Raw genomic sequence first — 24,725 nt, 5'->3', positions numbered from 1 at the left:
AGGAGATACGTAATGGGTAGTTTCAGCCTGGTTCACTGGCTGGTGTTCGGGATTGTCGCGATCCTGCTCCTCGGCGGCGGCCGTTTCTCCAACATGATGGGGGACGTCGCCAAGGGCATCAAGCAATTCAAGAAGGGCATGGCCGAGGAAGACGACAAGGTCGATCCAGTGCGAATCGATGCCAAAAAGGCAGCCGATCCCGCATTCGATCGTGATGGCGAAAAGCTCCGCGAGGAGCGTTGATCCCTCTGCCGTTGAACTATTGACCGCGCGATTGCGCTGACAGGCCCCTTTGAATGTTCGACGTCGCGCCTACCGAACTGCTCCTTATTGCCGCCGTCGCACTGGTCGTCATTGGTCCGAAGGACCTGCCCAAGGCGATGCGGTTCGTTGGCTATTGGGTCGGCAAGGCGCGCGGCGTTGCGCGGCAATTCCGCTCGGGCTTCGATTCGATGGTGCGCGAGGCCGAACTGCAGGACATGGAAAAGCGTTGGGCGGCGGAGAATGAGCGGATCATGCGCGAGCATCCGCCGACGGCCCAGCATATGCTGCCCATGCCTGCGAGTGAGCCTGATGCCGCCGAAGATGCCCCCCCGACAATAGTCGAGATGCCGATCGTGGCGCCTGCTCCGGCGGCTGACGTGGCGTTGGCGCCAAGCCCCGCGCCAAAGGCAAAACGGACGCCGAGCAAGGCGGCTGCCGCGTCAGCGAGCAAAGCGGGCGCTGCCCCGGCCTCCACCACTGTGAAAAAAACCTCCCGGGCCAAACCGAAACCGTGAACGACGCCAGCGAAATCGATGCGACACGGGCGCCTTTGCTCGATCATTTGATCGAGCTACGGCGCCGGCTGCTTTATTGTGCCGCCGCGCTGGTGGTGACCTTCATCGTTGCCTTTTATTTCTCGCGCCCGATCTTCGCCTTTCTCGTCCACCCGCTGGTTGCGGCTGGGCAAAGCAAGATCATCTACACGCAGATTTTCGAGGCCTTTTTCGTCCAGATCAAGGTCGCCTTTTTCGCCGCCATGATGGCCTCCTTCCCGGTCATCGCGAACCAGTTGTGGCAATTCGTGGCGCCGGGCCTGTACCGCCAGGAAAAACGTGCGCTGCTGCCTTTCCTGCTCGCAACGCCGGTCCTGTTCATCATGGGCGCGGCGATGGCCTATTATGTCGCGGTGCCGATGGCGCTGCATTTCCTGCTGTCCTACCAGGGTGATCTCGGCGGTATCCAGCAAGAGGCCCTGCCTTCGGTTGGAAATTATCTCGATTTCGTGATGCAGTTCCTGTTTGCGTTCGGCCTATCATTTCTGTTGCCGGTACTGCTGATGCTGCTCGAACGGGCAGGGATCGTGACGCGCAAGCAACTGGTCAGCGCGCGGCGCTATGCGATTGTCGCCGCCTTCGCGATCGCCGCCGTGCTGACACCGCCTGACATCGGGTCACAGCTGCTCCTCGCGATTCCACTGGTGTTGCTCTACGAGATCGCATTGATCGGAATCTGGTTCACTGAGCGCAAACGCGCCAAGGAGGCCGCCACGGCCGACGCCAGCGAGAGCGTCTGATAAAAAAACCCTCCCCCGGTACCGGGAGAGGGTTTCGCCCCACGCCATCGCTGGCGAACGGGTGAACCGGTCTATTTGGCGCCGTTGGCGGTTTTCGCGACAGTGTCGCCGGCGGATGAAACGTCACGGCCGACACCTTCGATGGTATTGCATGCGCTGACCATCAGCGCCGCCGCGACAACGGCAATTCCCATGAGTTTGCGCATCGGTATCTCCTGATTGAAAGCATGTCGCCCTGTTCGGGTCAAAGATCGATCCGGATCAATGATCGACGGACGAGTTTCGTTCCGCAGCCGGCGACCCCTTGCCGCAATATGGGCTGTAAAAAGCTGAGACGATTTGGGCCCGGATGCGCCACCGGGGGGGGAGGTTGGCGCATCCGAGCCCATGTCTTGGATAGCGAGAGCGGGGGGGCATAAATTCACTATCCGAGGATCAAAACGTGCTTCCCCAAATCAGGTTCCACGATTTTCGAAAAAAATTCGAATCATTTGAATCTTTTGATTCAGTCACGCCCCGTGACCGCGATCGCGATTTCATACACACCGATCAGCGGATCATGGTGCAGTCTCGACCGGAGCTGGCGCGACAATCCCTCGATCACCCGGCTATAACGCTCGGTCACGCTGTCGCGCAGCGCGTCGCCCTCACTCAGAGCGGTAGAGCTGATACGCAGAACCGCGCGATCCGGGGCTTCCGCGCTTTTCACCGAAATCCTGATCTGTGCCGCCGGATTGCAGTTCATCGCCAGTTCGACGATCTCGGTAATCAGGAACGCAACCGCGATCGCGACGTCCTGATTGACCAGATAGGGCTCGACATCGATGACGATGCCGATCTGCGAGGGCCCCTCCGGCGCGGTGGCGCGGATGTTCGATGCAAGTTCGCCGATTACCGAGCGCAGCGACAGCCCGCGATTTTCCTCCATCTCGGCGAAATGGTGCCGATGGACGACCGCCAGCGCATCGACTCGGCGCTGGATTCCGGCATAGGCATCGGTCGCCTCGCGTGATTTGGCGCCGCGAGCGTGGAAATTGATCAGGCTGGCGATGACCTGGAGATTATTTTTCACGCGGTGATGGACTTCGCGGGTCAGCCGGGTTTGCCGAATCAGTCCCTCGGCCAGCCCGGCCTCATGCTCGGCCACGGTGCGGCTGATGGTGCGGAAGGTGTCGCCGAGCTCGCGGATTTCCTGCGCGGGAAGGGCGCGTACCTGGGCGGGATCGATCTCTTCCCCTGGGACATAAGCGGCGACGCTGGCGCGCAGTTGCCGCAATGGCCGGATTAGCAGGCGATCGACGACGAACCAGCTGATGCTGGCGGCGGCGGCCCACATCAGGATCGGCAGGAGCAGCGCGATCAGCAGCGGAGAGGTGATCGGCAGGCTGCGCACGCTCATCTGCAAGCTGAGTTCGCCGACGCCGAGCTGCTGGCTCAGGGTTTCGCGCCGTTCCAGTGGCCCGCTCGACGGCAGGGTGACCAGCCGCACGGCTTCGCCGTCGTGCAGCAGCGTTGCTCCATAGGGCGGGGTAAAGCCGCTGGGCCGGCCGATATCGGCCAGGAATGGGGCCGGGAAATAGGCGCTGGCCGTTGCCGCGCCCTTGGCGCCCCTGATTGCCAGGACCAGCCCCTTGTCGGGTAACAGGCGAGCCGCGATCGGCGCATTGCTGGCGGCGGGCTCCAACGTCATTTCGGGCGGCAGTCTGGTACCGCACAACACGCGTCCGATATCGTCGGTGATCATGAAACGCGTGCCGGCCGATGCCTGTTGCGCGAAAACACCCTGCACGCGCGCGCAATTCGGCGCATCGCCGGGGTCGTTATCGAGCGCATTGAGCGCGACGCGCAGCGCGGTCATGTCGCCGACCAGTTCGATCGCCAGCTTGCGCGCGCTTTCCGACATCGCGACGCTCAATCGGATGCGCGCGTCCGCATCGGCGTTCTGGGTGGTCTTCAATGTGGCGAAAAAGGCAATGATCGCCAACGGCAGGAGCGCAGTACTCAGGATCAGGAAAATCTTCGCGCCGGTCGGGATCTGCGACAGGAGTAATGATGAGCGGCTCGCGATAGCGCGCTCGATAGCCGGTTCGATCACGCGAGCGTCAGTCGAGCTTACCCAGAAGGTCGAGCATTTCGGCTGGAATATCCTCTTCCACGGTCTTTTGATAGACGGTGCGCAATGCGGCTCCCATGTCGCGATCCTTGGTCTGGACCTTGGCCGTTCCGGAAGCTTGCGGCATTTTCGAAGACTCGTCGCCCGAACTCAATGTCGTCCCCCTGAGCATCCGGTGAAAAACCGGGCATACCGGAAAAAATTCGGCCGGAGAAATCCGGTCGATCCATCGCGCATACAGCCCGCGACGATAGTAGGAAACAAAAGATCGTCTCGTTTGTTCCATTGTTGATGCGAATAAAGCCCAGCATTCCCGCTCGGGCGTTGAAACGCGTTGCATTGGCGATACGCCCCTTCCAAAAGGGCGACGCTTTCACGTCAGGAGACCCCGACAGCCATGTCGCTTGGACAGCAGCTTGCACCACATCTTCCCTTCCTGCGCCGCTACGGCCGCGCCCTGACCGGCAGCCAGTCGCACGGCGACCGCTACGTTCGCGCCACGCTGGAGGCGATTGTCGCGGCGCCCGCGGAATTCCCGCGCGACGTCGATCCGCGGCTTGGCCTTTATCGGACCTTCCAGGCAATCTGGAATTCGACCAATTTTGATGAGACCCCCGAAAATTCGGGCGGTGAAGATTATGAATCGATCGCTCGCGCACGGCTGGCGCGGATGACGCCTTTGTCGCGGCAGGCACTGCTGCTGACCGCGATGGAGGGATTCACGCCGGAGGACACCGCTTATCTGATCGAGGTCGACACCGGCGAAGTCGACACGCTGGTCGCAGAAGCACTGTCTGAAATCGACAAGCAGACCCGCGCCCGCGTCCTGATCATCGAGGATGAGCCGATCATCGCGATGGATATCGAGGCGATCGTGCGCGATCTGGGCCATGACGTGACCGGCGTTGCCGTGACCCGCGACGAGGCTGTTGCGCTGGCGATGGAGGATCGGCCCGGTCTGGTGCTCGCGGATATTCAGCTCGCCGACGACAGTTCGGGCATCGACGCCGTCAAGGACATCCTGGCGGAGTTCCGGGTGCCGGTGATCTTCATCACGGCGTTCCCGGAACGGCTGCTGACCGGCGAGCGGCCTGAGCCGACCTTCCTGATCACCAAACCGTTCCAGCGCTCGACGGTCAAGGCAGCGATCAGCCAGGCCCTGTTCTTCGATCAGGCGACTGTTCCGGTCGCCTGAGCGGGTACTGACGCCCCGCGGGTCAAGGGGCCCGCGGGCGAGGGGACAAGACAAAAAAGCGCCGGCAGGATAACGATACGGACCCAAAACGGTTTTCGTGGGTTAACCCCTGTATGACCGACCAAGAAGAAATCCATATCGATGGCCAGGACGCCCGTGCGGGCGCGACGCCGAAGATGACGCGTTATATTCTCGGCATCTCGCTGCCGCTGGTCATCATAATCTTTGCTCTTCTGTTGCTTTGGCGCTGAGTCCAAGCAATTGAAATAAGGGCGAGTGCTGGCTTTTGCTGGGCGCTCGCCCTATGTCTGTCGCCAGCCATACGAAACGGATATGCATGACTGAAGCCGACGCGAACGACGACGACATCGGCCAGGAGCCGGTCGAGCACGTTCCGCTTTCAGATCCCGAGTTCAAAAAGGAACTGGCGCAGGTCATCCCGCACCTGCGTGCCTTTGGGCGCTCGCTGTCGGGCAATCGCGATCTTGCCGACGATCTGGTGCAGGAAACGCTGATGAAGGCATGGGCAGCGCGTCAGCGTTTCCAGGCCGGCACCAATATGCGCGCCTGGACCTTCATCATCCTGCGCAACCTCTATCTCAGCCAGATGCGCCGGGCGCGCTTCAAGGGCGAATGGGACGATCTCGTCGCCGACCGCATCCTTGCCGCGCCGGCAAGCCAGGACAAGCATGTCGAACTGGGCGATATGCAGCGCGCGCTGCTGCACCTGCCCCAGCCGCAGCGTGAAGCGCTGATTCTGGTCGGTGCAGGTGGTTTTGCCTATGAAGAAGCGGCGGAGATCTGCGGCGTCGCCGTCGGCACGATCAAAAGCCGCGTCGCACGCGGACGCGTTGCGCTGGAAACGATCCTCAATGACGGATCGCTGCCATCACGGCGGACGCACAATAACGAAGCGGGAATGACCGCGCTCGACACGATCATGGGCGATGTCGAAGAATTGAGCCGCGACCGCGGGTGATCCCGGGTCAGCGGGCCTGGTTCAACTGGCCTAATTTATTGGCCGAATTCATTGGCATGAATCGGTTTCTGCTCGCTCAGTGATGGACCGGCGTCGCTTCGACCTGATCGAGGTTTTTCAGCAGCGCCGCCAGATCGTCGGGCAGATCGTCGTGCTGGAACGCCGACCGCAGCGCCCGGCCAATCGTATCACTGGCACGCGGCGGTTCGACGATGAATACACCTGCGGAATTTGCCCCCGAGGTCGGTACTAATGGCTTCGACATGGCTGGTAAACGCTCGAGATTGATTTTTGTTGCTTGCCAAGGCTTTGCCGCCAGGCCGATGGCTATGGTGACGATATGATCAGCATGACGCCCGACCCCCGGATTATCGACGCCGCAGCGCGAGCCGCGGCCGATGCGCCGTTCCTGGCGATGATCATGGGCCGCGAACCGGAGATCGCGGCACGAGCGCAAAACGGGCTTCTGCCGGCGCTTGATGCGGTGGCGATCGACGATCCCGCCATGCCAGTTGCCCGCCGGCTCAGGCTGGAGCGGCGGCGGCTGGCACTGATCGTTGCGTTGGGGGATCTGGCCGGCGTGCTCGACCTGACCGCCGTCACCGGCGCGTTGAGCGATTTTGCCGACCGCGCGCTCGATACCGCGATCCGTACCGCGATCCTGGAACGAACGCCGGATGCAAAACCCGCCGGCTTCGCCGCGATCGCGCTCGGCAAGCAAGGCAGCCATGAGCTCAATTACTCGTCCGATATCGACCCGATCCTGATTTTCGATCCGGAAATTCTCCCGTGCCGCCCCCGCGAAGAGCCACAGGAAGCCGCGGTGCGGATCGGCAAGCGCGTGGTCGAGCTGCTCCAGGCGCGCGACGGCGATGGCTATGTGGTGCGGGTCGATCTTCGCTTGCGGCCCTCGCCCGAGGCTACGCCGATCGCGCTGCCGGTCGATGCGGCGATCTCCTATTATGAATCGCAGGCGCTGCCCTGGGAGCGCGCCGCCTTTATCCGCGCGCGTGCCGCGGCGGGCGATATCGACCTCGGCCGGCGTTTCCTCGACGCGGTGCGGCCATTCGTCTGGCGGCGCGCGCTCGATTTCGGTGCGATCGGCGAAATCAGGGGCATTTCGCGTCGCATCCGGGATCATCATGCGCAAGGCCAGGCCTTCGGACCCGGCTTCGACCTGAAGCGTGGCCGTGGCGGTATCCGTGAGGTCGAATTCTTCGCGCAGATCCATCAGCTGATCCATGGCGGGCGCGACCCGGCATTGCGCGCGCCGGCAACGCGCGACGCCCTGGCACGGCTGGCCGAGGCCGGGTGGATCGGGGTCGATGAGGCGGCGGCGATGACCGCCGCCTATACGCTGTTCCGCACCGTCGAGCACCGCGTCCAGATGGTCGATGATCGGCAGACGCACTATCTGCCGGTCGGGGCCGGGCTGGACGGTGTCGCGCGGCTGCACGGGGTCGAGGATGCGGGCGCCTTGCTCGACCTGTTGCGCCCCCATGTCGCGAGCACGGCGCGGATCTATGATTCGATCGAACCCGAGGACAATAGCGCCCTGTCCGGCGACATCGACCGGCTCGCCGAGCAACTGGCGGCGGCGGGATTTGCCGACACCGAAGGCGCGGTGCAACGGATCGCGCAATGGCGTGCCGGCAGCTATGCCGCCTTGCGCAGCCCGGCGGCACTGGAAGCGCTGGAGGCGGTGCTGCCGGGGCTTATCGAGGCGCTTGGCACATCGCCTGACCCCCATGCCGCGATCCTGCGGCTCGATGCGATGCTCGCGCGGCTGCCGAGTGCGATCAATTTCCTGCGCCTGATCGAGGCGCGGCCGGCTCTGGCGCGGCTGCTTGGCGCCATCCTGAGCCATGCGGCGCCACTGGCGGAAGCGCTTGGGCGGCGGGCGGAACTGCTTGACGGGTTGATCGATGCGACCGCGCTCGATCCGGTCGGGCCCGTCGACCTGCTGGCGGCGGAAATGTCGGCAGGCGAGGGGGGCGCCGATTATCAGGCGCAGCTCGATCATGTCCGCAAGATCGTCGGCGAAAAACGCTTCGCCCTGGGCGCGCAGATCGTGGCCGGCGCCAGCGACCCGCTCGACGTGGCGGCGGGCTATGCGCGCGTCGCGGAGGCGGCAATCGAAACGCTGGCGCACGCCACCGTCGCCGAATTCGCGCTTCGGCACGGCCGCGTGCCGGGCAGCGAGCTGGTCGTCCTGGCGCTGGGGCGGATGGGCGGCGGCGCGATGACGCATGCGTCGGACCTTGACCTGATCTATCTTTTCACCGGGGATTTTTCGGCTGAATCCGATGGCGAAAAGCCTTTGGGCGCAGTGCTTTATTATAACAGGCTTGCACAGCGTCTTACGGCGGCGCTGTCGGTCTCGACTGCCTCCGGGCCGCTCTATGAGGTCGATACGCGCCTGCGCCCCTCCGGCACGCAGGGGCCGCTCAGCGTGTCGCTCGACGGTTTCGCGCGCTATCAGCAGGAAAGTGCCTGGACCTGGGAGCATATGGCGCTGACGCGTGCCAGGCCAGTGTTCGGATCGGCGGCGGCGCGCGCCGCGGTGGTCGCGGTGGTCGACGATGTGCTGGCCGGAAATCGGCCCGAGCGCGACATCATCACCGATGCGTTGGCGATGCGCGGCGAGATGGCGACGCACAAGCCGCCCCAGGGGCCGCTTGATGCAAAGCTCTTGCCGGGCGGGCTGGTGGATCTCGAATTTGCCGTGCATGTCGCCCAGCTGACTCATGTTGCCGGGTTCGATCCGCATCTCGGCCGGGCGATCGACCGGCTGATTGCCGCCGGTCTCGCGCCCGCCGCGATGAAATCGGCGCATGACTTGCTGACGCGTATGATCGTGACGCTGCGGCTCGTGGCGCCGGAGGCGGAAATGCCCGCGCCGGCAACTCAGGCGCTGATCGCGCACGCGCTGGGGGTCGAAAGCTGGGAGGCCGCCATTGCCTCGTTCGAACGGACGCGGCAGGACGTCGAAGATTTCTGGCAGGCGGTATCGGGGAGAGCGTGAATGGCGATCGTTGAAGGCTCGAAACTCCCGGATATCGACCTAGCGACACCAGGCGGCGGGCGACTCAATCTGCGCGACTATGCCGGCAAGCCGTTCGTGCTCTATTTCTACCCCAAGGACGATACCGCCGGCTGTACGCGCGAAGCGCAGGACTTCAGCCAGCTCTATCCCGACTTCAGGGCGCTCGGCGCCGACATCCTCGGCGTGTCGTTGGATACGCCGGCCAAGCATCAGAAATTCATCGACAAATATGAACTGACCGTACCGCTTGCCACGGATGACGCGCGCGCAGCGATCGACGCATTCGGCATCTGGGTCGAAAAGAGCCTGTACGGCAGGACCTATATGGGAATCGACCGTTCGACTTTCCTGTTCGACGCAAAGGGGGTGCTTGTCCGCGCGTGGCGACGGGTGCGCGTGCCGGGCCATGCCGCGGCGGTGCTGGAGGCAGTCGAGGCGCTGGATTGAGCCTGCCCGAATCTTCGATCTAGTCGGGGGATTCGGCGCTCAACGCACCAAAGCGACATTGGTTTCATGGAAATTTTCGCCGCGATTAAGCGAGTGTTCAACGACTCGCCGTGCAACTCAGCCGGTTTGCCCCGCTAAGCGGCTCGCGCTCTTGCCGTATACTGACAACGTGAGTCAGAAGCCTGTTCGTCAAGAACGCGGAGGGGCTGCGATCAAGACGAAAAAAAGAGCTGCCGACATGTTTCGACAGTTCAAAAACGGTCGCTGGGGACTCAATGAGCAAGAATTCAGTTGCGTCAGCCGCGAAACTCATCGCGCGGTTCCAGACGTATTTTACCACTCGCGACGTGATTTTTCACGACGGCCGTGACCTCCGCCGGTTCAGCATCGGAGGCCGCACCCAGGCCCTGATGGCCGGGGTTGCCGGCATCACCCTGTGCTTTTCGGCTTATGGCGTGGCGCAGGCCGCGGTCGGCGCCGTGGCGCTGAGCGGCATCGTCGATGCCCCCCTGTCGCCCGAAGCCAAGGTTGCGCAGATGCAGGCCCGCGTCGCCAAGATGCAGGCCGATGTGGCCGCGATCAAGAACGTCGCCGAGGCCCATGCCGCCCGCGTCGAGCAGCGCCAGGCGCTGATCTCCGCGGTCATGACCGGCAAGGGCGACCCGCGCATGCTGTCGATGACCGCACCGGCCATCGACCCCGCCGATGCCAAGGTCGCCGCCGATGTGATCAAGCCGCTGCAGCAGGTCGAGGCCCGCCAGATCTCGCTCGCCGTGAAGGCCCGCCAGGCCGCCGAGCAACGCTATGCCATGACCATCCAGCATGTCCGCCGCCTCGGCATGGCGCCCGAGCGCTTTGCGGCCCGCGCGAAGATGCCGGCGATGGGTGGCCCGTTCGAAGCCGCCGACAGCGCCGAGGCCACCGCTGAAGCCCGCGCCGATGTTCAATTCCGCTCGCTGTTCATGACCTGGAAGAAGCTCGATTCGCTCGAACAGGGCGTGATCGCCATCCCATCGGTCCAGCCAGTCGAGCATCTCAGCTTCACCAGCAACTACGGCGTCCGGTCCGATCCGTTCCGCGGCACCGCCGCAATGCATGCCGGTGTCGATATCCCGGGCCCACTCGGCACGCCGGTCTACGCCACCGCCGACGGCATCATCGGCCGCGCCGAACGCGCCGGCGGGTACGGCAACCTGGTCGAGATCAACCACGGCAAGGGCATCCAGACGCGCTACGGCCATCTGTCGAAGATCCTGGTTGCCGCGAACACCCGGGTGAAGCGCGGCCAGCTGATCGCGCTGATGGGATCGACCGGCCGCTCGACCGGCAGCCATCTTCACTATGAAGTCCGCATCGACGGTCATGCGGTCAATCCGGTGCCGTTCCTGCAGACCGCCGATTATCTGCAGGCGGTGCAGGATCGTGCGCTCAAGATGACCCCGGCCTCGATTGGCGGACCTGCGGGCCAATAAGCTTTCTTCCGCCCCTTTCCCGCTTGCGGGAGAGGGAAGAAGCGATCGGCCGGTTGCCGTCTCCCGTGCGACCGCCTATCTCCATTCCATGGCCACATTAGCTCAAGCCGAGATCACCCTGACGCCGTCGGCCGCGTCGCGCGTCGCCGCGATTGCCGCGCGACAGGGAAAGCCCGCCATCCTGCGCCTCGCGGTTGATGGCGGCGGTTGCTCCGGCTTTCAGTACAAGTTCGAACTCGCCGATGCGGTCGCGGATGACGATGTCGTCGCCGAGACTGAGGCGGTCAAGCTGGTGGTCGATCCGATCAGCCTCGATCTCGTGCGCGGCTGTGCGGTCGATTATGTCGAATCGCTTGGTGGTGCGGCGTTCAAGGTCGAAAATCCCAATGCTGCGTCGGGCTGCGGCTGCGGCTCCAGCTTTTCGGTCTGATCCGCGTTGAAGATCGTCACCTATAATGTGAACGGCATCAAGGCGCGCCTGCCGCGCCTGGTCGAATATCTCACCGAGCAGCAGCCCGATGTGGTGTGCCTGCAGGAACTGAAGTCGAGCGACGAGACCTTCCCCGAGGCGGACATCCGCGCGGCGGGGTACGGCGCCGTATGGCACGGCCAGAAGAGCTGGAACGGCGTCGCGGTGCTCGCCCGGGGCAGCGACCCGATCGAGCGCCAGCGCGGCCTGGCCGGCGAAACCGAGGACGATCATAGCCGCTATCTGGAGGCTGAGGTGGACGGCGTGGTGATCGCGTCGATCTACCTTCCCAATGGCAATCCGCAGCCGGGGCCGAAATTCGACTACAAGCTGCGCTGGATCGATCGCCTCGCGGCACGCGCGCGCGATCTGCTGGCCGAAGAGAAGCCGGTGGTGCTGGCGGGCGACTATAATGTCATCCCCAATGACGACGACACGTTTTCGGTGCGGGCGATGCAGGACGATGCATTGATGCAGCCGGAAAGCCGCGAGGGATTCCGGCGCCTCGTCGCGCAGGGCTGGACCGATGCGCTGCGCACGCGCCATCCCAAGGGCGGCGTGTGGACCTTCTGGGACTATCAGGCCGGCGCATGGCAGCGCGATGCGGGTTTCCGGATCGATCATCTGCTGCTCAGCCCGATAGCGGCCGACCGGCTGGTCGATGCCGGTGTCGACAAGGACTATCGCGCACGAGAAAAGGCCAGCGATCACGCGCCGACCTGGGCGCGGCTGCGCTGAGCGGTGCAGCGGTGAGCTTCGACCTGCAAAAGATGCTCCACCGCAAGGGTGAATTCGAAACCGCCCGGCTCGACGATTTCGCATTTCGCGCGCGTGCCCGGACGATGCGGTTGCTGGCGGCGGCACTCGATCTGGTTCCCGAGGACCTTGTCGCGCTGATCGCCACGATGGACGATGACGCGATCCTCGATCGCCTGACCCGGGATAGCGGGTTCGACCGGCAACGGATCGACGCTGACTATTGCCGGGCCCGCTCCTCCGCCGGGGCTGCGTTGCGGCGTGAATTGGGTGATCCCAGCCCGGTCAGGCTGGCGTGAAAGCCCTGGCCGTTGCGGCGTCGATCGCCTTGCTGCCCGGCATCGCTCATGCCGAAGAGCGCGATTATTGCCCCGAACGCCCGGGGATCGGCACACCGGCCTGCACGATCGCGCCGGGCCGGGTCTCGATCGAAACCGGACTGGTCGACTGGACTCGCGAAGACGATTCAAGCCTGCGCAGCGATACGGTTCTGATCGGCGACACACTGATACGGATCGGCCTGACCGATACGGTCGAGGCGCAGGTCGGCTGGACGCCATTCGGCCATGTGCGCACGCGCGACAAGACCAGCGCGGCGATCGATCGCGCCGACCGGGTCGGCGACGTGCTGCTTGGCTTCAAAGCGAATCTGCACAATCCCGACGGCAGCGGCGTGTCGGCCGCCATCCACCCGTTCGTGACCTTGCCGGTCGGGCGCGGGCCGGTCGGGGCGGGGGATTGGGGCGCCGGGCTGGTCGTGCCCGTCACCTATGATTTGAGCGATGCGCTCAATCTCGAATTCTCGCCCGAGCTTGACGCGGCGGTGGACCAGGACGGCAAGGGCCGGCATCTGGCCTATAGCGGCACGGTCGGGCTCGGCGTCGCGATCACCCCCGCTGTGACCGGGACGATCGAGTTTCAAACCCTGCGCGATGACGATCCGTCCGGTGCCACGACGCAGGCGCTGACCGGCATTTCGTTCGGATGGATGGCGAACGACGCGCTGCAGCTCGATATCGGCGGTGCGATCGGGCTCAATCATGCGAGCCCCGACGGCGAGATCTACCTCGGACTTTCGCGCCGCTTCTAGCGATCCGGGCGCGGACCGCCCCAGAAAGTTCATTGCATCAAATTCATCGCATCCCTGATCCCGTCGCGCGAGCGTTGCGGCGGGCCGACAAAAAGCCAATGATTGGTGAAAATTGCCGATCAACAGGATTATTTTTCGCGATTTTTCGCTCGAAAATCAACTAAGTCATTGAAATTACGCCGCGTGAGTGTTTGGCATGACTAATGCACTAACACAGTAGCGGATCGGACGTAGCGATCCGCACCATAGCGGAGGAAGACGATGACTAATTCTGTCCTGTTGGCCCTTGCGAGCGCCGCCCTGATCACCGCGACACCCGTTTTCGCCAATGATCCGGCGCCGTCCAGTGCGCCACAAACTGCAAGCGCGGCTCAGGCCCAGCAGGCCCAGCCCGCGGCGGCGAAAAAAGAGACGAAATATTGCGTGGAAGAAGAATTCACCGGCAGCCGGATTAGCAAGCAGGTTTGCCTGACTCGTGCGGACTGGCTGAATCGTGGCTTTGATCCGCTTAAAGGTGATCAGTAAAGCATGCGGCCTGCGGTCCGGCTACCGGACCGCAGGCGGCGCTGCGATGGGTTTGGACGCTACAGCGTCTTTTCGTAAATCTCGTAGCGCTTGTTGACCGTGCACTCGATGATCTCGGCGATCGATCGCATCCCCTGATTGTCGTCAAGGATCCAGCCAATCTCGCCTCGCGACGCGCCGAAATTCGCCACCGCGTCGCGGCGGATATATTCAATCATCATCAGGGCCAGCTGACTGGCCATGCGCGATGCCTGCAACCGCTTGACCACACCCATCAGTGGTACGCGCATCGTCCGCACTTTCGGCGCCCGCAGCCACAACAGCAGCTTGGCCCAGCCGAACGGCAGCAGGTTGCCGTTGAGCGGCTTGATCGCTTCGTTGAGATCGGGAAGCGTGATCATGAACGCGACGGGTTCGCCGTCGACCTCGGCGATCCGGATCAGGTCCGCGAATACGATCGGTTTCAGCTTCTTGCCGACATCGTCGATCTCGGGCTGTGTCAGCGGTATGAAGCCCCAATTGTCCGACCATGCATCGTTGAGAATGGCCAGGATGATCGCAGCCTCATCGGCGAACTTCGCCTTGTTGACCTTGCGGATCACGATGCGGCTATTCTTTTCGCCGGCGGCAACGATGCGCCCAACGATCGGGGGAAATTCCTTCGTGATATCAAGCTCATAGGTATAGAGCGTCTTGACGCCCTTATAGCCCGCTTCCTCGATCCACGCCTGATAATGCGGCTTGTGATGACCCATCATCACCGTTGGCGGATGGTCATGACCTTCGACCAGCAGGCCGGGCTCTTCCCAGATCGACAGGCTGATCGGCCCCAGGGCGCGAGTCATGCCCTGTGCCTTGAGCCAACCCTCGGCAGCGGCGATCAGCGCGCGCCAGGCGTTGTGATCCTCCGCCTCGATCATGCCCCAGCACCCGACGCCCGGGCCGAAGCCCTGTTCGGGCGGCAAGGTGAGCGCGAGCGTGTCGATATGCGCGGAAATGCGCCCCACCACCTGGTCGCCGCGCGTCGCGATGAACAATTGCCCGATCGCATGGCTGAACCAGCCATTCTTCTTCGGGTCGATCTTGCCCGCCTCTTCGGATTTCAGCGGCGGGACCCAATTGGGGTCGTCGCGGTTGAGCCGATAAGCGATGTCGATGAACGCCTTGCGGTCGCGCTTGGTGGCGACGGGGCGGATGGAGAGGGGCAGGGTGGCCAAGATGTGATCGCCTCTTTGCAGAAGGTGAGTGCAGTCCCGCTTGCGCGTCATTCTGTCAAGCGGGCACCATGCCGACACCGCCATGGACACGCTCAGGGGCACAGGCTGCCACAGGGCCGCACCTGTTATTGCCACCATCCCGCCACTATCTTTGTGCAATGCACGGCCCCATGGACACCTCGCTTACCATCGATCGGCGCGCGCCAGCGGTACGCCCGGCTGACGCGGCCCGCGTTCGTGCACGGGATATTGCCGACGACAAGGCGATGCTGCGCACCGCGGCGGAGCTCACGCGCGACCTCAATGCGCCGCGGCCCTGGATCTACTGGTCCGACCTGCTTGCCTCGGTCGTGATCGGCTTCGGCGCACTCGCCGCGGCGATCCTGATCGCACCGACCGGCTGGGCGATCGCGGCCGGCGTTGTCGCCGTGCTCGCGCTGTATCGCGCCGAAAGCTTCATTCACGAACTGACTCATTTCAAGCATGCGTCGCTGCCCGGCTTCCGCTTCGGCTGGAACGCGCTGGCCGGCATCCCGCTGCTGGTGCCGTCCTTCATGTATGAAGGCGTGCACAATCTGCACCATGCGCGCACGCGCTACGGCACCGCCGAGGACCCCGAATATCTGCCGCTCGCGCTGATGAAGCCCTATACCCTGCCGCTGTTCGTGCTGGTGGCCATGCTCGCGCCGGTGGCACTGCTGTTTCGCTTCGCCATCCTGTCGCCGCTGTCGGCGGTGTTCCCGGCCGTGCGGAAACTGGTGGTCGAGCGCTATTCGGCGTTGTCGATCAATCCTTCGTTCCGCCGTCGTGCGCCCGAGGGCGCGGCGCGCAAGCAATGGCTGTGGCAGGAGGCCGCGGCGAGCGTCTGGGCGATCGCGCTGCTGACGCTGGTCGCGACCGGCGTCGTGCCGCTGCGCGCCTTCCTGATCTTCCTCGCGGTCGCCTCCAGCGTCGCGGTGATCAACCAGGTTCGCACCTTGGTGGCGCATCTGTGGGAGAATGAGGGCGAGGTGATGACCGTCACCGCGCAATATCTCGACACGGTCAACGTGCCGCCGCCGGCGCTGCTGCCGATGCTGTGGGCGCCGGTCGGCCTGCGCTATCACGCGCTGCATCATTTGCTGCCGGGCGTGCCCTATCACGCGCTGGGCGAGGCGCATCGCCGCATCTCCGCCGCGCTGGATGCGCAGTCGCCCTATCACAAGGCGAGCTATCCCGGCCTTCCCGGCCTGGTCGTGAAGATCGCGCGCAGCACCATGGGTGCGCGCTAGCGCGCCGAGCGTTTGATCTGATCGGTTGGTGCCGAGCGGAGACCGCTTGAGCGACGCGATATCGAGACCTCATAAGCAGCGCATCGGCGCGGGAGTTCCATCGGTGCTCGACGGGACTCGATGTCCCAAATCTCCCCAGGCCTCGCGTCAGAGGGCGATTTTATTTAGCTAAGTAGCTGATATATAACAAATTATAAGGGCCATCTCATCGAGATGATGGCCGGGAGATATCGGACACGACCGGTGTCCCATATCTCCTGTCGCCAGCCTTGCGGCCCCGTCCCCAGGCAGCGCATTATTGGGATCACCTCACCGGAATGATGGCGAGGAGATATGACACGACCGGTGTCCCATATCTCCCCATCGCCAGTCCCCGCAGCCCTGTCCCCGGCAGCGATTCAACCCTGCAACAGGATCCGGCATGTTCGCTCATGCCGGACTTATACCGGCACGCTCTTTCTCAGTGTCGAACACAGCCTGCTATATTCCGGGCCAGCGTCGGTCCTTGCTATTCCTCGGTGCGCACCAGCACGGCTTCGCCGATCAGCAGGAACAGGAAGAACGGCGCCCAGGCGGCGAGGAAGGGCGGATAGGCGCCGAGATTGCCCATCGCCAGGGCGAAATTGTCCGCCACGAAGAAGGTGAAGCCAAGCATCATGCCGATCACGGCGCGCAGGAACAGCTTGCCCGACCGCGCCACGCCGAATGCCGCGACCGCACCGAGCAGCGGCATCAGGACCGACGATAGCGGCCCTGACAATTTGTGCCACGCGGCGCCTTCCAGTGCCTGGGTCGGCCGTCCGGCATCCGCCAGGTCGCTGATCGCCGATCGCAGCGACCCGAAGGACAGGCCATCGGCGTCGACGCTGGCGAGCGTGAACTGATCGGGCCGTACGCCCTGTGCCACCACGATCGTGCCGAGACTGGTGAGCTTGCCGGACTGGACGTTGAAGCGTTTCGCCCCCTCGATCCGCCAGGCCTTGCCGGTAAAGGTGCCGCGTACCGCCTCGATGATCCCGACCAGATTGCCTTTTTCGCGGTCATACAGCCTCACGCCGCGCAATTGGGCGGTCGCGCCTCTGCCCTTGATCTGATCGACCTGGATCAGGTCGTCGCCGTCGCGCACCCACACGTTCATGCGGTCGCCGCGATCGATCGGCAGCGGCCCGTAATCGACCTTCTGCCATTGATTGAGCGTGGCGGTGGCGCGTGAGACGATGCGGTCGTTGAAGGTGAAGGAAATGACCGCCACGGCAAAGCTGGCGATGATCAGCGGCGCGAGCACCTGGTGCGCGGACAGGCCCGATGCCTTCAGCGCGATGATCTCGCTGTTCTGGTTCATCGTGGTCAGCGTGAGGATGGTGCCGAGCAACACCGAGAAGGGCAGCACGAAAGCGATGATCTGCGGCGCGCGCAAGCTGACATAGCGCCACACCTCGGCATCGCCATTGCCGGCATATTCGAGGATCTTGCCCGACTGGCCGAGCAGGTCGAGCGCCTGCAGTACCAGCACCATGGCGGCGAGGATCGCGAAGGTCCGGATCACGAACAGCCGCGCCATATAGATGGCGACGACGCGTGACGGGAAGAATCGCAGGAAATTCATGGCGTGATCGCCTCGGGAATGCGTCGCCCGGGCATCCACCGCGCCAGCGCCTTGCCGATCTTGGAGAAGACGCGTTCGAGCGCCCCGATCGGCTGGCCGTCGGGCACATAGGCGATGGTGTAGAACATCCACAGCACCAGCGCGGCGAAGAACAGGAACGGCGTCCAGAGCGCGATCAGCGGATCGATCCGGCCCAGCCCGCCAATCGCCTCGGCATATTGGTTCACCTTGTGATAGGTCACCACCATCACGATCGCCAGGAATACGCCGAGTGCTGAGGACGACCGTTTCGGCGGCACGCCAAGCGCCACGGCGAGCAACGGCAACAGGAACATCGTCGATACTTCGACCACGCGGAAATGGAACGCCGAGCGGCTGGTGTCGCGGAGTTCGGCATTGGATCCGGGGTCGCGGCCGATCCGCGCCAGCTCGGGCAGGGTCAGTTCGAGGTTGCGTTCACCGCGCCGGCGGAAGCTGCCATATTGGGGCAGCGGAATTGGCAGATTGTGCGTGCTGAAGGTCAGCACGCGCGGCGTGGCGATGCCCGGCGCCTCATTGACCAGCACACCGTTGCTGAGCTGGAAGACGATCTCTTCGGGATTGTCGGTGGCGAGGAACTTGCCGCTTTCCGCGGTCACCGCATAGGCGCTGCCGCTTTTTGTCACGGCCTTGACGAAGATGCCGGAAAGCTTGCGGCCCTCGTCCCGGCTCCGCTCGATCCGGACCGTCATCTTGTCGCTGAAATGCGTGAATTCGCCAACCTTGATCGAAGCGCCGAGCGCGCCGGTGCGCAATTCGAAGCGCAACCCTTCATAGGCATAGCGCGCATAGGGCTGGACGAAGCCGACGATCGCCAGGTTGATCGCGGCGAGGACGATCGCGAACATGTAGGGCACGCGCAACAGCCGCCAATAGCTCATGCCGACACCGCGCATGACGTCGAGTTCGGAGGTCGTGGCGAGCTTGCGGAAGGCGAGCAGCACGCCCAGCAACAGGCCGATCGGAATGCCGAGCCCGAGATATTCGGGCAGCAGATTGGCCAGCATCTTCCACACCACCGCCACCGGCCCGCCTTCGGTTGCGACAAAGTCGAACAGGCGAAGCATGCGATCGAGCACCAGCAGCATCGCCGAAATGACGAGCGTGGAAATCAGCGGCACCGCGACAAGCCGGACCATGTAGCGATCGATGGATTTCATCGGGCGGGGGACGGGCTTTCAAGTAAAGGCGGGCAAGAAGGGCGAAACCGTATCGACCGGCTATATCGGGGCCGCGACGCTACGTCACCGGAAAATCATTCGGCGGCAATACTGTGCGGCGCGGTCGGGCGCTCGACCGCCATTGCCGCCACGATGCCGCGTTCGAGTGCCGCCATGGTAAAGGGCTTGCGCAGCACATGATGGCCGCCAAACTCCGCCTCGCTCGCCTCGCCGGCAAAGCCGGTCACGAACAGCACCGCGACATGGCGGTAATCCGGGGCGAGTGCGGCGATCATCTCGGGTCCGGTCTGGCCGGGCATCAGCACGTCCGACATGATCAGGTCGATATGGCCGGTGCTTTGCAACAGCGCCGGCGCCGCCAGCGGGTCGCCACAGGCGATCGCGCGGTGACCGAGCTCCTCCAGCGCGCCCATCGTCGCGGCGAGTACGCGTTCATCGTCTTCGACCACCAGAATATCGAGCGTGTGACGCTCGGTGGGCTCGGGCGCTGTCGCGATTTGCTCCGCTTTCGCCACGGCTGCGGCCGCATCGCGCGGCAGGTACAGCGTCACGGTGGTGCCCTTGCCGGGCTCGGACTGCAGGCCGATTTCTCCCTCCGCCTGACGCACGAAGGCGAAGATCTGGCTCAGGCCCAGGCCGGTGCCCTTGCCGACCGGCTTGGTGGTGAAGAAGGGCTCGAATACGCGCTCCATCACTTCGGGCGTCATGCCACAGCCGGTGTCGGACACCGCGATCGTGACATATTCGCCCGCCGGGCAGCGTCCGACGGCGTGTTCGGTCAGCGCCGTGCCGGACGTGACGATGGTCAGCGTGCCGCGGCCCTCCATCGCGTCGCGCGCATTGACCGCGAGATTGAGGATGACGTTCTCGAGCTGATGGCGATCGGCGCGCGTCAGCCAGCCCCGGCCGATATCGCGCGCGGCCACGGTGATCGCGTCGCCCAGCGTGCGGTCGAGCAGGTCGGACATGCCAGTGATCAGTTCGCCCGCCGCGATCGGCTCGAGGCGAAGCGATTCCTCGCGCGAAAAGGCGAGCAATTGCCGGGTCAGCGCGGCGGCGCGGTTCGCGCCCTCCATCGCGCTTTCGATATGACGCAGCGCCGCCGGGCTGGGATCTTTGTGCAATTGCCGCTTGGCGAGTTCAAGGCCGCCCAGAACAACAGCCAGCATGTTGTTGAAATCATGCGCGATGCCGCCGGTCAACTGGCCGACCGCTTCCATCTTCTGGACCTGGCGGAGCTTGCCTTCCTGTTGACGGAGTTCAGCGGTCGCCTGGTTCACTGCCTCTTCAAGTTCATGTGCACGTTCGCGCTCGGCCTCGGCCTCGGCCCGGGCGCTGGCGCGCTGGCCAAGCGCCTCGACGGTCAGCCAGCCAAGCGCAATCGCGCCAAGCACGATCATGATGCCGAACACCACCAGCACCTTGGCAACGCCGTTCGATTGATCGACCGAACGCATCGCCGCACCCGTGCGGCGATCGAGCAGCCGGCGCTCCTGGGCGATGATCCCGTCGAGCTGCTGGTTGATCTCGGTCAGCGAGATCGCCTTGCGCGCCTGATAATAGCGCGCGAGCGCCTGATTATTCTGGCCGTAATTGGTGCTCAGCGCGGTGAGTGACAATTCGGCGCCGCGCGCATTATAGGCGCGGCGCAACGCATCGATTCGCGCCTGTTGCGGGGGGTTGTCGTTGGTCACCTGGTCGAGCCGGGTGATTTGCTGCCCCGCCAATTGCCATTCGTCGAAATAAAGCCGCCCGAGCGACTTGTCGGCGCTGATCACATAACGGCCGAGCGAGGCCTCGGACCGCGCGATCGTCCCCGACAGAGTGCGCGCGAGGATCATCACTTCATAGCTGTGCGACTGGGCGCGGATCGCCCGGTCGCGCTGGCGGTTCGCCTCGCCAAGGGTGACGATCAGCGCGACAAGCACGGCCGCACCCAGCAGCGCCACCACGACCAGCATGATGGTGCGCCAGGGTGTCGGCGGTCTCGCCGAAACCTCGTTCTCGCCCTCGATCCCACTCATTAGGTGCAAATCTACACTTTCACGCGAGTCGTGGGAAGCCGCCGTTATTTCCTAACGGATCACGCCCACGGCCTGGCCGGCCGCCCTGAACATGTCGAGGATCGCGTCGATCTGTGCGGTCGTATGTTCGGCACAGAGCGAGCAGCGCAGCAGATAGGTGCCGGCGGGGGTCGCCGGCGGGCGCGCCATGTTGACGTACAGGCCGCCATGGAGCAGCGCCTGCCACATCGTCACCGCCTGTTCCTGATCCTCCAGGATGACAGCGATGATTGCGCTGTCGGGTTTTTCGGTCCCGAGCTTGAAACCCATCGCGGTCAGGCCGCCGTGCAATTTACGAGCATTTTCCCAGAGATGCTGGCGCTTGTTATGGGCATATCGCAGCTTGCGGATCGACGCGGCAGCGGTGGCGACGACCGACGGCGGCAGCGATGCAGTGAAGATATAGGGGCGGCAGGCGAGGCGGATCGCCTCGAACTTCGGGTGATTGGAAACGCAGAAGCCGCCGACCGTGCCGACCGATTTGGAGAAGGTGCCGACGATGAAATCGACATCGCCCTCGCAGCCCTGTTCCTCATACACGCCGCGGCCATTGGGGCCGTAAAAGCCCATCGAATGCGCTTCGTCGGACAGCACCATTGCGCCGTGCTTCTTGGCGACCGCGACCATTTCCTTCAGCGGCGCGATGTCACCGAGCATCGAATAGACGCCTTCGAGCACGACCAGCTTGCCCGGCTCCTTGGGCAGGCGACCGAGCCGCTTGTCGAGATCCTCGACGCTGTTGTGGCGGAAGCGGACGATTTCGGCATTGCCCTGCTGGCAGCCGTCATAGATCGATGCATGGCTGTCGGCGTCGAGGATGACATATTCGCCCTTGCCGGCGAGCGTCGAGATCATGCCGAGATTGGCCATATAGCCGGTCGAAAAAACGATCGCGCCGCTCACGCCGTAGAATTCGCGCAGCGCTTCCTCGACATCCATATGGTCGCGGAACGTGCCGTTGAGCATGCGCGACCCGTTGGTGCCCGACCCGAACTGGTCGAGCGCATCCTTGCCCGCCTGGATCACGTCGGGGTCGAAGGTCATGCCCATATAATTATAGGTGCCGAGCAGGATCGTGTCCCGGCCGTTGATGACGGCTTCGGTCGGCGATTTCACCTGTTCCATCACGATCGCGAACGGATCGGTGACGCCGGTGTCGATCAGCGCCTGGCGCTCGGCGATCAGACCGTCGAACTTCGACATCAGGTCGCGTTCCGGTGCGATTGCGGGCGGCTCGGCGGGCAGCGCCTCGGGGGTCAGGCCGGCATCGGTCATCGGATCAGGCTTTCAGCTTCGCAACCGCATCGACCAGCTGGCCGACGGTCTCGATCTCGGCCTGCATGTTCATCGTGATGATGATCTCGAACTCATCCTCGATCGCCGCGACGAAATCCATCACGGTCAGGCTGTCCCATTCGAGATCGCCCTGGAACGTGGTGGCGTCCGACAGCGCCACGCCCTTCTTGTTGAACGGCTCGATCTGGGCGACGACGGTGTCGAAAATCTGGCTGCGGTCGCTCATGATGTTCCTTACATGACGTATTGGGCGTGATGGGTCGGCGCTATCCGTGACAAGCAAATGCGGCGCCTTTCCGGCGGAGTTATAGCAGTGAGTTGGCGCGATACCATGCCGCGGTCGCGGCAAGGCCCCGCGGCGTGGGGATTTGCGGCTGCCACAGGTCGGGCGACGGCCGCCGCGCAGGGTCGATTCGCCAGTCGGGATGGCTGAGATAGCCGACCCGGTCCAGCGTCAGCCTGGCCTTGTCGCCGCGAAACAGCCGGTCGCTCCGCGCCGCCAGCGACAGCAATGCTTTGGGTAGCGCCAGCGACAGGACGCGCTGCCCGACCGCCGCACCGATCGCCCGTGCGAAGGCGTCATGCGTCCAGCCGTCCTCGGCGCCATCATCGGCTTCGAGAATGATCCGGCCGGGATCGTGCGACACCAGGGCGAGCAGCAACCGGGCGAGGTCGCTGACCTCGATCAGCGATATCTTGCCCGGCGGCGGCAGCAGCGCGATGCCACGCTTCGCCATGCGGAACATGTCGCGCATGTCCATGTCGCCGGGGCCGTAGACGGCAGGCGGGCGAACGATCGTCCAGTCGAGATCCGATTCCAGAACTGCCGCCTCGGCCCGTTCCTTGGAATGGCCGTAGACGGACAATTGCGGTTCGCGCGCCGAGAGCGAGGAGACATGCACGAAGCGCCGGACGCCGAGTGAGCTTGCCGCGGCAAGCATGTTCGCGGTTCCCTCGACATTGCCGCGGGCGAAGTCGTCCGGCGTGGCCGCGTTCACCACGCCAGCGACATGGACGACGGCATCCGCGCCAGCCGCGAGGGCGGCCAGCGCGTCGGTATCCTCGAGTGATCCGGCGATCCAGGTCAGGCCGTCCCGCGCCGGCTGGTCGCGGCGGGCGAGCGCGCGCACCTGATGTCCGGCGGCGAGCGCGAGGTCGATCAGCGTGCCGCCGACAAAGCCGGTGCCGCCGGTGATCGCGATGACGCTCACAGCAGCGCCATATGGTTGCGATGGACCAGCGCGGCACGCGGTGCATAGCCGAGGATCGCGCCGAGTTCGTCACTGCGCTTGCCGGTGATACGAACGGCATCCGCGGCGTCATATTCGCTCAGGCCGCGTGCGAACGGCGCGCCGTCGGGACCGGAAATGGCGATCAGGTCGCCGCGCGCGAAACTGCCTTCGACCCGCGTAGCGCCAGCCGCAAGCAAGCTCTTGCCGTCGGTCAATGCCCTGGCCGCACCCGCATCGATATGGATCATGCCCTTGGCGGTCAGTCCGCCTGCAAGCCAGGCCTTGCGCGCCGGAGCGCTCTTTTCGGCGACGAACAAGGTGTGCCGCGCGTCACTCGACAAAGGCCGATCAGCTCGCCCGTTTGCGATGGCGAGATGCGCGCCCGCCGCATTGGCGATGCGCGCGGCGGCGATCTTGGAGACCATGCCGCCGGACCCCATGCCCGAGGCCGAGCCACGATCGGCCATCGCCTCGATCGCCGCATCGATGCGTTCGACGCGCGCGATGTGTACAGCGCCGGGGAGGGCGGGATTGCGGTCGTACAACCCGTCGATATCCGACAGCAGCACCACACCTTGTGCTCCGGCCGCCTGGGCGACCCGTGCGGCGAGACGGTCGTTGTCGCCGAAGCGGATTTCCTCGGTCGCGACGCTGTCATTTTCGTTGAGGATCGGCACGACCTTCAGGCCCAGCAGCCGGTCGAGCGTGGCGGCGGCATTGAGGTAGCGGCGGCGATCCTCGAGATCATCCAATGTCACCAGCATCTGCGCCGCCGTCAGCCCCTCGGCGCCGAGCATCTCGGCCCAGACCTGGCTGAGCGCAATCTGTCCCACAGCGGCGGCGGCTTGTGCGTCCTCAAGGCTCGCGCGGCCGCCCTTGGCCAGTTTCAACCGTCGCGCGCCAAGCGCAATGGCCCCCGACGATACCACCGCGATCTGCTGTCCGGCGGCAACGCGGGCGGCGATATCGGCGGCAATCCCCGCCAGCCAGTCTCGTCGTACGCCGCCATCGGGATCGACCAGCAGCGCCGATCCGATCTTGACGGTCAGCCTTGGGCAGGAAGAAGGCGGGAAGAGCGACATTGGCGTGCGTTAGCGTGCCGCCACGTCCGCGCCAATGCGCAACTTCGTCATCTGCGCCCTGGCATCAGGCACCGGCGCGTCGACAGCT

General features: G+C 64.2%; 27 protein-coding genes. 15 read left to right on the top strand and 12 right to left on the bottom strand.

The genetic code is table 11. The features are described from left to right. Positions 1–12 precede the first annotated feature (12 nt). Genes ACRECS_RS11840 through tatC form a run of 3 tightly spaced genes read left to right on the top strand, consistent with a single transcriptional unit; the run spans position 13 to position 1,558 of the window. Positions 13–243: a twin-arginine translocase TatA/TatE family subunit gene (locus tag ACRECS_RS11840; RefSeq protein ID WP_431583167.1), complete on the top strand. Its 231-nt coding sequence runs from the start codon at positions 13–15 to the stop codon at positions 241–243. A gap of 53 nt (positions 244–296) precedes the next feature. Beyond that, the gene (gene tatB, locus ACRECS_RS11835) at positions 297–779 is read left to right on the top strand and encodes a Sec-independent protein translocase protein TatB (RefSeq protein WP_431583166.1); all 483 of its coding nucleotides are present in this window, start codon (positions 297–299) and stop codon (positions 777–779) included. Next, complete coding sequence (tatC, locus tag ACRECS_RS11830) at positions 776–1,558, top strand: twin-arginine translocase subunit TatC (RefSeq protein WP_431583165.1); 783 nt, start codon at positions 776–778, stop codon at positions 1,556–1,558. Before tatB ends, tatC begins: the two co-directional genes overlap by 4 nt. A gap of 71 nt (positions 1,559–1,629) precedes the next feature. On the opposite strand, the gene ACRECS_RS11825 is transcribed toward tatC, so the two are convergent. From ACRECS_RS11825 to ACRECS_RS11815, 3 genes are all read right to left on the bottom strand, one after another. After that, entirely contained in the window at positions 1,630–1,764 is a 135-nt protein-coding gene (locus tag ACRECS_RS11825; RefSeq protein WP_431583164.1) for an entericidin A/B family lipoprotein, read from the bottom strand. Between the two features lie 299 nt (positions 1,765–2,063). After that, on the bottom strand, positions 2,064–3,653 hold the full coding sequence (locus ACRECS_RS11820; protein WP_431583163.1) for a sensor histidine kinase: 1,590 nt from the start codon (positions 3,651–3,653) through the stop codon (positions 2,064–2,066). A gap of 7 nt (positions 3,654–3,660) precedes the next feature. Beyond that, on the bottom strand, positions 3,661–4,011 hold the full coding sequence (locus ACRECS_RS11815; protein WP_431583162.1) for a NepR family anti-sigma factor: 351 nt from the start codon (positions 4,009–4,011) through the stop codon (positions 3,661–3,663). Positions 4,012–4,068: 57 nt separating this feature from the next. Here ACRECS_RS11815 and ACRECS_RS11810 point away from each other — a divergent pair, with 57 nt between their 5' ends. The 3 genes from ACRECS_RS11810 (at position 4,069) to ACRECS_RS11800 (ending at position 5,845) form a co-directional block, all read left to right on the top strand. Next, the gene (locus tag ACRECS_RS11810) at positions 4,069–4,866 is read left to right on the top strand and encodes a response regulator (protein ID WP_431583161.1); all 798 of its coding nucleotides are present in this window, start codon (positions 4,069–4,071) and stop codon (positions 4,864–4,866) included. A 113-nt stretch (positions 4,867–4,979) separates the two neighbouring features. Beyond that, positions 4,980–5,117: a hypothetical protein gene (locus tag ACRECS_RS11805; RefSeq protein WP_187762838.1), complete on the top strand. Its 138-nt coding sequence runs from the start codon at positions 4,980–4,982 to the stop codon at positions 5,115–5,117. An 86-nt stretch (positions 5,118–5,203) separates the two neighbouring features. After that, complete coding sequence (locus tag ACRECS_RS11800) at positions 5,204–5,845, top strand: sigma-70 family RNA polymerase sigma factor (protein ID WP_187762839.1); 642 nt, start codon at positions 5,204–5,206, stop codon at positions 5,843–5,845. A 76-nt stretch (positions 5,846–5,921) separates the two neighbouring features. On the opposite strand, the gene ACRECS_RS11795 is transcribed toward ACRECS_RS11800, so the two are convergent. After that, positions 5,922–6,110 carry a hypothetical protein gene (locus tag ACRECS_RS11795; protein WP_431583160.1) on the bottom strand — a complete coding sequence of 63 codons (189 nt, stop codon included), beginning with the start codon at positions 6,108–6,110 and terminating at the stop codon, positions 5,922–5,924. Between the two features lie 84 nt (positions 6,111–6,194). On the opposite strand from ACRECS_RS11795, the gene ACRECS_RS11790 reads away from it, so the two are divergent. The 8 genes from ACRECS_RS11790 to ACRECS_RS11755 all read left to right on the top strand — a co-directional run bounded on the left by ACRECS_RS11790 (position 6,195) and on the right by ACRECS_RS11755 (position 13,650). Next, positions 6,195–8,870: a bifunctional [glutamine synthetase] adenylyltransferase/[glutamine synthetase]-adenylyl-L-tyrosine phosphorylase gene (locus ACRECS_RS11790; RefSeq protein WP_431583159.1), complete on the top strand. Its 2,676-nt coding sequence runs from the start codon at positions 6,195–6,197 to the stop codon at positions 8,868–8,870. Then, positions 8,871–9,338, top strand: a complete 468-nt coding sequence (locus ACRECS_RS11785) for a peroxiredoxin (protein WP_431583158.1) — start codon at positions 8,871–8,873, stop codon at positions 9,336–9,338. It begins immediately after the preceding gene. Positions 9,339–9,613: 275 nt separating this feature from the next. Next, positions 9,614–10,810, top strand: a complete 1,197-nt coding sequence (locus ACRECS_RS11780; RefSeq protein ID WP_431583157.1) for a peptidoglycan DD-metalloendopeptidase family protein — start codon at positions 9,614–9,616, stop codon at positions 10,808–10,810. Between the two features lie 88 nt (positions 10,811–10,898). Further along, positions 10,899–11,240, top strand: coding sequence for an iron-sulfur cluster insertion protein ErpA (gene erpA, locus ACRECS_RS11775; protein ID WP_431583156.1), 342 nt, complete (start codon positions 10,899–10,901; stop codon positions 11,238–11,240). A gap of 6 nt (positions 11,241–11,246) precedes the next feature. Beyond that, the gene (xth, locus tag ACRECS_RS11770; protein WP_431583155.1) at positions 11,247–12,017 is read left to right on the top strand and encodes an exodeoxyribonuclease III; all 771 of its coding nucleotides are present in this window, start codon (positions 11,247–11,249) and stop codon (positions 12,015–12,017) included. Positions 12,018–12,028: 11 nt separating this feature from the next. After that, positions 12,029–12,334: a hypothetical protein gene (locus tag ACRECS_RS11765; protein ID WP_431583154.1), complete on the top strand. Its 306-nt coding sequence runs from the start codon at positions 12,029–12,031 to the stop codon at positions 12,332–12,334. Then, positions 12,331–13,125, top strand: a complete 795-nt coding sequence (locus ACRECS_RS11760) for a transporter (protein ID WP_431583153.1) — start codon at positions 12,331–12,333, stop codon at positions 13,123–13,125. Before ACRECS_RS11765 ends, ACRECS_RS11760 begins: the two co-directional genes overlap by 4 nt. Positions 13,126–13,386: 261 nt before the next feature. After that, a complete protein-coding gene (locus ACRECS_RS11755) occupies positions 13,387–13,650 on the top strand; it encodes a hypothetical protein (RefSeq protein ID WP_431583152.1) in 264 nt (87 codons plus the stop codon). Positions 13,651–13,709: 59 nt separating this feature from the next. Here the strand turns inward: ACRECS_RS11755 and ACRECS_RS11750 are convergent, their stop codons facing one another. Then, positions 13,710–14,867 (bottom strand): N-acetyltransferase, encoded by a 1,158-nt coding sequence (locus ACRECS_RS11750; protein WP_431583151.1) that lies wholly within the window; start codon positions 14,865–14,867, stop codon positions 13,710–13,712. Positions 14,868–15,037: 170 nt separating this feature from the next. On the opposite strand from ACRECS_RS11750, the gene ACRECS_RS11745 reads away from it, so the two are divergent. After that, complete coding sequence (locus ACRECS_RS11745) at positions 15,038–16,138, top strand: fatty acid desaturase family protein (RefSeq protein ID WP_431583150.1); 1,101 nt, start codon at positions 15,038–15,040, stop codon at positions 16,136–16,138. Positions 16,139–16,646: 508 nt separating this feature from the next. Here ACRECS_RS11745 and lptG read toward each other — a convergent pair. From lptG to proB, 7 genes are all read right to left on the bottom strand, one after another. Further along, complete coding sequence (lptG, locus tag ACRECS_RS11740) at positions 16,647–17,744, bottom strand: LPS export ABC transporter permease LptG (protein ID WP_431583149.1); 1,098 nt, start codon at positions 17,742–17,744, stop codon at positions 16,647–16,649. Continuing rightward, positions 17,741–18,922 carry an LptF/LptG family permease gene (locus tag ACRECS_RS11735; protein ID WP_431583148.1) on the bottom strand — a complete coding sequence of 394 codons (1,182 nt, stop codon included), beginning with the start codon at positions 18,920–18,922 and terminating at the stop codon, positions 17,741–17,743. Before ACRECS_RS11735 ends, lptG begins: the two co-directional genes overlap by 4 nt. 116 nt (positions 18,923–19,038) lie before the next feature. Continuing rightward, the gene (locus tag ACRECS_RS11730; RefSeq protein WP_431583147.1) at positions 19,039–20,988 is read right to left on the bottom strand and encodes an ATP-binding protein; all 1,950 of its coding nucleotides are present in this window, start codon (positions 20,986–20,988) and stop codon (positions 19,039–19,041) included. Positions 20,989–21,039: 51 nt separating this feature from the next. Next, the gene (spt, locus tag ACRECS_RS11725; RefSeq protein WP_431583146.1) at positions 21,040–22,302 is read right to left on the bottom strand and encodes a serine palmitoyltransferase; all 1,263 of its coding nucleotides are present in this window, start codon (positions 22,300–22,302) and stop codon (positions 21,040–21,042) included. A gap of 4 nt (positions 22,303–22,306) precedes the next feature. Next, positions 22,307–22,549: an acyl carrier protein gene (locus tag ACRECS_RS11720; protein ID WP_431583145.1), complete on the bottom strand. Its 243-nt coding sequence runs from the start codon at positions 22,547–22,549 to the stop codon at positions 22,307–22,309. Positions 22,550–22,628: 79 nt separating this feature from the next. Then, positions 22,629–23,534, bottom strand: coding sequence for an NAD-dependent epimerase/dehydratase family protein (locus ACRECS_RS11715; protein ID WP_431583144.1), 906 nt, complete (start codon positions 23,532–23,534; stop codon positions 22,629–22,631). Then, positions 23,531–24,637: a glutamate 5-kinase gene (proB, locus tag ACRECS_RS11710; RefSeq protein ID WP_431583143.1), complete on the bottom strand. Its 1,107-nt coding sequence runs from the start codon at positions 24,635–24,637 to the stop codon at positions 23,531–23,533. The genes ACRECS_RS11715 and proB overlap by 4 nt, the downstream gene beginning before the upstream one ends. Positions 24,638–24,725 lie beyond the last annotated feature (88 nt).

Origin of the sequence: Sphingomonas sp. (assembly GCF_050725575.1) — a bacterium.
Taxonomy (GTDB): domain Bacteria; phylum Pseudomonadota; class Alphaproteobacteria; order Sphingomonadales; family Sphingomonadaceae; genus Sphingomonas.
This window is presented reverse-complemented; position numbering and strand designations above follow the sequence as displayed.

Coding starts and splice junctions, on each gene's coding strand:
- ACRECS_RS11840 (WP_431583167.1), top strand. CDS start 13: ATGGGTAGTTTCAGCCTGGTTCACTGGCTGGTGTTCGGGATTGTCGCG.
- tatB (WP_431583166.1), top strand. CDS start 297: ATGTTCGACGTCGCGCCTACCGAACTGCTCCTTATTGCCGCCGTCGCA.
- ACRECS_RS11825 (WP_431583164.1), bottom strand. CDS start 1,764: ATGCGCAAACTCATGGGAATTGCCGTTGTCGCGGCGGCGCTGATGGTC.
- ACRECS_RS11815 (WP_431583162.1), bottom strand. CDS start 4,011: ATGCAACGCGTTTCAACGCCCGAGCGGGAATGCTGGGCTTTATTCGCA.
- ACRECS_RS11810 (WP_431583161.1), top strand. CDS start 4,069: ATGTCGCTTGGACAGCAGCTTGCACCACATCTTCCCTTCCTGCGCCGC.
- ACRECS_RS11805 (WP_187762838.1), top strand. CDS start 4,980: ATGACCGACCAAGAAGAAATCCATATCGATGGCCAGGACGCCCGTGCG.
- ACRECS_RS11800 (WP_187762839.1), top strand. CDS start 5,204: ATGACTGAAGCCGACGCGAACGACGACGACATCGGCCAGGAGCCGGTC.
- ACRECS_RS11795 (WP_431583160.1), bottom strand. CDS start 6,110: ATGTCGAAGCCATTAGTACCGACCTCGGGGGCAAATTCCGCAGGTGTA.
- ACRECS_RS11790 (WP_431583159.1), top strand. CDS start 6,195: ATGACGCCCGACCCCCGGATTATCGACGCCGCAGCGCGAGCCGCGGCC.
- ACRECS_RS11785 (WP_431583158.1), top strand. CDS start 8,871: ATGGCGATCGTTGAAGGCTCGAAACTCCCGGATATCGACCTAGCGACA.
- ACRECS_RS11780 (WP_431583157.1), top strand. CDS start 9,614: ATGAGCAAGAATTCAGTTGCGTCAGCCGCGAAACTCATCGCGCGGTTC.
- erpA (WP_431583156.1), top strand. CDS start 10,899: ATGGCCACATTAGCTCAAGCCGAGATCACCCTGACGCCGTCGGCCGCG.
- ACRECS_RS11755 (WP_431583152.1), top strand. CDS start 13,387: ATGACTAATTCTGTCCTGTTGGCCCTTGCGAGCGCCGCCCTGATCACC.
- ACRECS_RS11745 (WP_431583150.1), top strand. CDS start 15,038: ATGGACACCTCGCTTACCATCGATCGGCGCGCGCCAGCGGTACGCCCG.
- lptG (WP_431583149.1), bottom strand. CDS start 17,744: ATGAATTTCCTGCGATTCTTCCCGTCACGCGTCGTCGCCATCTATATG.
- ACRECS_RS11735 (WP_431583148.1), bottom strand. CDS start 18,922: ATGGTCCGGCTTGTCGCGGTGCCGCTGATTTCCACGCTCGTCATTTCG.
- ACRECS_RS11730 (WP_431583147.1), bottom strand. CDS start 20,988: ATGAGTGGGATCGAGGGCGAGAACGAGGTTTCGGCGAGACCGCCGACA.
- spt (WP_431583146.1), bottom strand. CDS start 22,302: ATGACCGATGCCGGCCTGACCCCCGAGGCGCTGCCCGCCGAGCCGCCC.
- ACRECS_RS11720 (WP_431583145.1), bottom strand. CDS start 22,549: ATGAGCGACCGCAGCCAGATTTTCGACACCGTCGTCGCCCAGATCGAG.
- proB (WP_431583143.1), bottom strand. CDS start 24,637: ATGTCGCTCTTCCCGCCTTCTTCCTGCCCAAGGCTGACCGTCAAGATC.